Genomic DNA, 6,955 nt, shown 5'->3' on the forward strand with positions numbered 1-6,955 from the left:
GGGCGCGATCGCCTCAGGCAACCGCGGTTTCGGCGATGAAGACGATCTTGTCCTCCGAGACCACGTATTTCAGGTCCATGCCGCATTCTTCCGCAAGCAGCACCGTGTAATAGGGCTGGATGGAATGGGCATCGATCGGCTCTTCCAGCGTACCGCTGGCGATCTCGATGAACTTCGGCGGCACGCGCATCATCCGGCCCTTGATGGTGATGACGAACTTCGCGTCGTATTCCGGGTTTTCGAGCACCACATCGACCGAACCGCCGCGCGGGATGCCGCCATAGGCGACGAGGAAAAGGTTGAGCAGCAGCTTGACGCGGTTCTTGGCGATGATCGCCCTCGGACCGTTCCAGCTGACCTCGGTCTTCTTCTCGGCGACGGCGAAATCCTTCGCGGCCTTCTCCGCCTCGCCCGTGTCGATCGAGGCACCGACCGAGCCGGACGCTCCGAAGGCGAGCCGGGCGAACTTGAGTCGCACCGAGGCATTGAGAGCCGACGTGCGGATGAGATCGAGCGCGTCGCCGTCTGCCGCCCCCTCGTCGAGAAGCTCGAGACCGTTGTTGATCGCACCGACGGGGGAGATCACGTCATGACAGACCCGGCTGCACAGAAGCGCCGCAAGATCTGGCCCACTAAGGGTGAGATTCGGATTCTTCGGCATTCATGTCTCCTGCTGTGCGAATTGCCCCACCCTGTTCTGCCACCTTAAGATTGCGCGGAGATGGAGCAATGTTCGCAGCCATAATGACACCATATTTGGTAAACCGATTGTTAAGACGATAGCTCCAAAATGACCGAGCCTTAAGCATGATGCGAAAGGCGTGGCCCCTGAATGACACAATCGATGGATCTGACTATGCGCATCCGCACATCTTCCGCCCTCGCCCGCTTTGCCGCGACGGTGTTTGCCGTGATCGCAGCCGCACTGCTCTGCACCGGTCCGGCCTCCGCCCAGCAGGGTTCCAGCCAGTATACGGCGCAGGAGATCATCGATGCCGGCCACGGTTTCTTCGGGTCCGCGAGTGGCGGGCTTGCGAAGGTTGTGGAGAACGCCTTCCAGAAATACGGCCTGCCGAACGGCTACATCCTCGGCCAAGAAGGCTCCGGCGCCTTCATCGCCGGCCTCACCTATGGCGAAGGCGAGCTCTACACCAAGAATGCCGGCCAGCATCCGGTCTTCTGGCAAGGTCCCTCGCTCGGCATCGATTACGGCGGCCAGGGCACCCGGGCGATGATGCTCGTCTACGACCTGCCGGCCGTCGACAGCCTTTACGCCCGCTTCGGCGGCGTTTCCGGTTCGGCTTTCGTGGTCGCCGGCGTCGGCATGACGGTGCTGCGCAACAACAACGTTATCCTGGTGCCGATCCGCACCGGCATCGGCGCCAGGCTCGGCATCAATGTCGGCTATCTGAAGCTCACCCGTTCCCCGACCTGGAACCCTTTCTGAGCGGCGATACTTCCTCCGCCCGGAGGACCTCCCATGGCTTCGTCATAGCGGCCGATCGGCCGCTGATCCGCCGCAAGAACGCTTGCGGGCTGCATGCGCCCGTGTTTAAACAGCCTGCGCATGTCCATTCAGCCAGCGAAACGGCCCCGTCGTGATCCAATTTGCTCTTCTGTTCGGCTTGGGTTTCTTGAGCGCCGCGCTCCTGGTGATGCTGGTCGCGCCGGCGATCCATGGCCGCATCGTGCGCTACACGGAAAACCGCATCAAGGCGACGCTGCCGATCAGCCCGCAGGAAGTGCGGGCCCAGCGTGACATGGCGCGCGCCGTCTATGCGGCCGAGAATGCCCGCACCAAGCAGGAGCTGGTGCAGGAGCGCGAGAAGACGGTCTCGCTGCAGATCAGGAACGATGCCCTCACCGAAGAAGCCAGGCGCCTGCAGGGCGAGGCCGCCGAGATGCGCGCCCAGATCGACGATATGGATGTCGAAGCCGCCGACGCACGCTCGCGCCTTCGCCAGGAGGAAAGTCATGTCCAGCAGTTGAAGGCCGCGATCGAAGCCCTGGAGGAAGCGGCAGCCGCCAAGGATCTGGAGATCGAAAGCCTGCAGCAGCGCCAGCTTCGGCTGGCCGCCGACGCGGACAATTTCCGCATCGATCTTTCCACCCGCGACACGGAAGTGGAAAACCTGAAATTCCGCATGACGGCACTGCGCGACGAACGCGACACGTTGCGCAACGACCTGCGTCTGCAGACCACCCGCGCCAAGGATGCCGAGACGCGGCTCGCCCAGGAAGAGAACCGGGTCCAGCGGCTGGAGGACAAGCTCTCCCGGGAAATCGCCGACCGCGCCGACAAGGAAAACGCGCTGGAACGCCGCCTGGCCGAGATCGGCCGGCTCAGGGAAAAGCTCAAGGCGGCGAATGCCGAGGCGCGGGAGGCAAGCCGCGCCCTTCGCGATGCAGCGCCCGGCCGGCCGGGCGCGAAGCCGGCCGTGCCACGAAAGAAACCCGCTCCGGAGGATATCACCTTGCGTGAACTGCCCCCCGCTCCGCCGAAGCAGTCGCGGACGCCCCCGGACCCCGATGTGAGCCCGCTGGTGGACGAGATGACGGAAGAAGCCCATAACCGCGTGATCGCGCTGTCGGAGCGCCTGCAGAACGGCGACGGCGGCAATGACGAGGCGATCCGCCAGGAACTCGCGTCGATCGCCGCCGGCATGGTTGCCCTGACGGCGATTACCGAAGGCTCCTCGTCACCGATCCACAAGATCCTGTCCGGAAAGTCCGGTTCCGGCAAACGGGAAAGCCTGGCCGAGAAATCCAGGAAGGCGCTCGCCGCATCCAAGGACGCTGCCGAATAGGCGCTACAATCTTCCCTGCGCCATGGCGATCTCGTAAAGCGCAATGCCCGTGGCAGTCGCCGCGTTCAGACTGTCGAGGCCCGGCACCTGCGCGATCCGCGCCGTGCGGATGCGGGAAAGGATCTCCGTCGGCAGTCCCTCGCCCTCCGTACCGGTGATCAGCGCCATGCGATTGGAGGCCGGAACGTCGCGGATCTCCACGGCGCCCGCCGGCGAGAGCCCCCACACGGCAAAACCGCTGACCGTCAGGGCGGCAAGGATATCGGTCGGCGTGCCGCTTCGCGCAAAGGGCACGGAAAGGACCGCGCCCACCGAGACGCGCAGCGCCTTGCGGTAGAGCGGATCGCAGCATGCCTGATCGAGCAGCACCGCATCCGCACCGAAGGCGGCGGCATTGCGGAAGATCGAGCCGATATTGTCGTGGTTGGAAATGCCGAAGGCGGCGACCACGAGCGCCCTTTCCGGCAGGCCGGCGATCAGCTCCGCAGCGCTTCTCTCCCGTCTGCGCCTCCCAAGCGCCAGCACGCCCCGGTGAAGGTGAAAACCCGCGACCTGATCCAGCACCCCGGCCGACGCCACGTAGACCGGCAAATCCTCCGGAAATCCGGCGAGGATATCCTTGAGCCCGGCCACCCGGTTTTCGAGCAGCAATATCTTCTCGGCCGAGAAACCCCTGGCCTCGCGATGGGCGGCGGCGAGCATTCGCAGCACCACCGTGCCCTCGGCGATGAAGCGCCCTTCCCGCCCCGTCAGGTCGCGCTCGCGGATCGACCGGAATTCGGCGATCCGCGGGTCGTCAGCGTCAGCTATGCGGACCGGGTCCATTACTGCGGGACGCCGACCGTCACGTCGGCGACGATACGACCGGCGGCGAGGTCGAAGATGAAGACCTTCCGGTCGCCGTCGAGCAATCCGTAGAACAGGATCTGGCTGCCGGAGAGCGACACGGACTGGATCGAGAACCCGGCCGGCAGTTCGGCCGCCGCGGCGAGCGGCTGGCCGGCCGGCACGGAGAACCCGCCGGTGGAGGCAACCGCCGCCGGAGCATCGGGCCGTTGCGCGACCTTGTAGACAACCGCGGCGAGGACAGCCATAAAGCAGACGAACAAGATCCCGCCCGAAACGAGCTGCAGGAGCACCATCTTCCGGCGGATTCTCTCCATCGCCGGATCAAGCGGCTCTTCCTGTTCCTCGATATCGGGTTGGGGCATGGGGACGTCCTTGCTTCGGATTTTTATCGGAATGATTGAATGAACGATCCCTTTAACGAGATAGAGCGCCCGAGGAAAGTGCTTACCGCCTCCGACGAGGCCGGCGGGCGGCTGGATGCCTGGCTGACCTCCATGCTGGAAGGCGAATTCTCGCGCAGCCGCATCAAGGCGCTGATCGAACAGGGCGCGGTCGCGCTGAACGGCAAGCCGGTCACCGAACCGAAGAAGAAGATTGCGGCGGGCGACACCGTCGAGATCGCGCTTCCCGAGCCGGAGGATCCGGAGCCCAAAGGCGAGGATATCCCGCTCGACGTGCTCTACGAGGACGACGACCTGATCGTCATCGCCAAGCCCGCCGGTCTCGTCGTGCATCCCGGCGCCGGCAACTGGACCGGCACGCTGGTCAACGCGCTGATCCATCATTGCGGCGCAAGCCTTTCCGGCATCGGCGGCGTCAGGCGACCCGGCATCGTCCACCGTCTCGACAAGGAGACGAGCGGCGTGATGGTCGCCGCCAAGAACGACATCGCCCACCGGCACCTCGCCGAGCAGTTCGCCGACCACGGCCGGTCGGGACCGCTGGAGCGCGCCTACCAGGCCGTCGTCTGGGGCCGCCCAGGCGGGCTGCGCGGCACGATCGATGCGCCGCTCGGCCGCTCCGGCTCCGACCGCACCAAGCGCGCCGTCAAGCGCGAGGAGAGCGACGATGCCCGCGAGGCGGTCACCCATTACGAGGTGATCGAGCGCTTCCACGAGAAGCCGGACGCCACCGCCCTCGCCTCGCTGGTCGAGTGTCGGCTTGAGACCGGCCGCACCCACCAGATCCGCGTCCACATGGCCCATATCGGCAACCCGCTGGTCGGCGATCCGGATTATTCGGCCGGTTTCAGGACCAAGGCGAACCTTCTGCCCGAACCGGCGAAAGCCGTCGTCAGCCGTTTTCCACGCCAGGCGCTGCACGCCTACCTGCTCGTTTTCGAGCATCCACGCACCGGCGAGGTGATGGAATTCGAGGCGCCGATGCCGCAGGACATGGAAGAGCTTGTCGAAGCGCTGAGGGCATGAATCGGGTGGCTCGGGAGGCCGTGGAAGAGTATATACCACTGCAATGACCCCGAGGCCCCTTATGAGCCAGTTCGCCGTCCAGAAGCTGCTCGATACCGACCTTGTCAAGGTCCGCGACGTCGTGTGCAACGGCGAATGCCGGCATCGGAGCGATGAGGAATGCTCCCATGCGACGAGCCTCGTCTTTCCCTATCGCGGCGTCTTCATGCGCCATGTCGGACGCGACGACACGGTGGCGGAAGCCAACCAGGTGCTCTTCTTCAACTGCGACGAGGGTTATCAGATCAGCCATCCGGTGGAAGGCGGCGATTCCTGCATCAGCATGGACGTGCCGGAGCCGATGCTGGAAGAACTGGTTCCGAAGGCGCATCGCAGTCCGAAAAGCTCGCGTTTCGTCTTCAACAGGCAAAGGCTCCGGATCGACGCCCGTGCCCAGGCGCTCGTAGCGCTCCTGCGCCACAGCCTGATGCGCGGCGCCGCCGAGACGCTGGAGGCGGAGACGCTCGCCATGACGCTGGTGCGCCGTGCCGTCGGCGAACGCACCGCGCGCGCTGCGACGGCAAGCGCCGGGCGTCAGAAACTGGTCGATCGCGCCAAGCTTGCGCTCTCCGCCGATCTCGCCCGCCGCTGGACGCTGGCGGAAATCGCCAAGGAGGCGGGAGTCTCGCCGGTCTATCTCACCCAGGTCTTCCAGCAGGTGGAGGGCACGCCGCTCTACCGCTATCAGCTTCGGCTGAGGCTCGCCCGGGCGCTCGACCTGCTCGGCAGCTATGACGACCTGACGCAGCTCGGCCTCGAACTCGGCTTTTCGAGCCACAGCCATTTCTCCTCCGCCTTCCGACAGGCCTATGGCCGCACCCCCGCGGAGTTCCAGCGTTTCGCCGGCCTTCGGTAGCGGCTCGAAACCCAAGGCCGAAAGTCGCCAGAGATAAAGTCGCTAAAGATTCTGACAGCGGGCAAGCCCGCCGACGTGCTTTTCTTCTCTCGCAATCAGTCAATATCGGGAGATGACACCATGAAAGAGAATACCTGTGCAGCCTGCGACTGCGAGCTCGATGCAACGCGGATTGCGGTGAAAATCGGCGGAAGGACCGTCGAAGTCTGCTGCGAGGAATGCGCCGAGGCGCTCCGGGAAGCGGAAGCCGCAACCCGCGCCGCCGACATATCCGACAGATAGTCGAGCAACAAAGGGACGGGCGCCGGACGTCCGTCGTTGACGCCGGCCGGTGATCGGCCGGCGCCCTTTCAGGAGATGAAACCATGAAGAATGAGAACCGTGCGGTCTTCGACCGCACATCGGAACGATACGATTTGGACTTCGATCTGCCCGCCGCCGGCAACCCGCCCGCGGCAGACGACGGGAGCTCCCCCGAGCCGCCTGCCGGACGGTCGATCATCGGACGCCTGATTGCGCTGGTCGCCGGAAAACTCCGCGAGCGCCGCAATCGTCTGGCGCTTCTGGAGTTGAGCGACGACCAGTTGAAGGACATCGGCATTTCGCGCAGCCAGGCCTATGGCGGCGGCGGCAGTCGCTACAGGATGAGCAATTCGCATGCGCTCGAACGGAAGTGCCGATGAGATGACCATCAGCAACCGGGAAGAAGGAATCCCATATCGACCTGCCTCTGAGGCCGCCGACTTCGCAACGTCAGATAAAATTTCAGAACACTTTCGCTTTATATTCAAAACAATTATAATTTTCGTGCAGAAACGCCTGGATATCGAAGTAAAAAACTGCACGAAAGTTATAGATCCAGCGTTTTATTACAACCGGCGAACAGTTCCTCGGGAGGTAAGAGTCCGTCCGAGAATTCATGAGCGGCGTGCGATCCGTCTGACGAGGGTCATGATGGATGCGGCATAAAGGAAGGC

General features: G+C 64.2%; 9 protein-coding genes. 6 read left to right on the forward strand and 3 right to left on the reverse strand.

Annotation, left to right across the window (positions count from 1 at the left end):
• Positions 1–13 precede the first annotated feature (13 nt).
• The gene (gene chpT, locus ACMGE0_RS26520) at positions 14–661 is read right to left on the reverse strand and encodes a histidine phosphotransferase ChpT (protein ID WP_436818879.1); all 648 of its coding nucleotides are present in this window, start codon (positions 659–661) and stop codon (positions 14–16) included.
• Positions 662–832: 171 nt separating this feature from the next.
• Between chpT and ACMGE0_RS26525 the strand changes: the two genes are divergently transcribed.
• Positions 833–1,447 carry a DUF1134 domain-containing protein gene (locus ACMGE0_RS26525; protein ID WP_436818880.1) on the forward strand — a complete coding sequence of 205 codons (615 nt, stop codon included), beginning with the start codon at positions 833–835 and terminating at the stop codon, positions 1,445–1,447.
• A 151-nt stretch (positions 1,448–1,598) separates the two neighbouring features.
• Positions 1,599–2,807 carry a coiled-coil domain-containing protein gene (locus tag ACMGE0_RS26530; RefSeq protein WP_436818881.1) on the forward strand — a complete coding sequence of 403 codons (1,209 nt, stop codon included), beginning with the start codon at positions 1,599–1,601 and terminating at the stop codon, positions 2,805–2,807.
• A 3-nt stretch (positions 2,808–2,810) separates the two neighbouring features.
• Here the strand turns inward: ACMGE0_RS26530 and ACMGE0_RS26535 are convergent, their stop codons facing one another.
• On the reverse strand, positions 2,811–3,632 hold the full coding sequence (locus ACMGE0_RS26535) for a TrmH family RNA methyltransferase (RefSeq protein ID WP_436818882.1): 822 nt from the start codon (positions 3,630–3,632) through the stop codon (positions 2,811–2,813).
• Positions 3,632–4,018 carry a hypothetical protein gene (locus tag ACMGE0_RS26540; protein ID WP_436818883.1) on the reverse strand — a complete coding sequence of 129 codons (387 nt, stop codon included), beginning with the start codon at positions 4,016–4,018 and terminating at the stop codon, positions 3,632–3,634. Before ACMGE0_RS26540 ends, ACMGE0_RS26535 begins: the two co-directional genes overlap by 1 nt.
• Before the next feature lie 39 nt (positions 4,019–4,057).
• On the opposite strand from ACMGE0_RS26540, the gene ACMGE0_RS26545 reads away from it, so the two are divergent.
• The 4 genes from ACMGE0_RS26545 (at position 4,058) to ACMGE0_RS26560 (ending at position 6,661) form a co-directional block, all read left to right on the forward strand.
• Positions 4,058–5,083 carry an RluA family pseudouridine synthase gene (locus ACMGE0_RS26545; protein ID WP_436818884.1) on the forward strand — a complete coding sequence of 342 codons (1,026 nt, stop codon included), beginning with the start codon at positions 4,058–4,060 and terminating at the stop codon, positions 5,081–5,083.
• A 61-nt stretch (positions 5,084–5,144) separates the two neighbouring features.
• Positions 5,145–5,978: a helix-turn-helix domain-containing protein gene (locus ACMGE0_RS26550; protein ID WP_436818885.1), complete on the forward strand. Its 834-nt coding sequence runs from the start codon at positions 5,145–5,147 to the stop codon at positions 5,976–5,978.
• 120 nt (positions 5,979–6,098) lie between these two features.
• On the forward strand, positions 6,099–6,260 hold the full coding sequence (locus ACMGE0_RS26555) for a hypothetical protein (RefSeq protein ID WP_436818886.1): 162 nt from the start codon (positions 6,099–6,101) through the stop codon (positions 6,258–6,260).
• An 83-nt stretch (positions 6,261–6,343) separates the two neighbouring features.
• A complete protein-coding gene (locus ACMGE0_RS26560) occupies positions 6,344–6,661 on the forward strand; it encodes a DUF1127 domain-containing protein (protein WP_436818887.1) in 318 nt (105 codons plus the stop codon).
• Positions 6,662–6,955: the final 294 nt, after the last annotated feature.

Origin of the sequence: Neorhizobium descurainiae, from assembly GCF_051400715.1 — a bacterium.
GTDB lineage: Bacteria > Pseudomonadota > Alphaproteobacteria > Rhizobiales > Rhizobiaceae > Neorhizobium.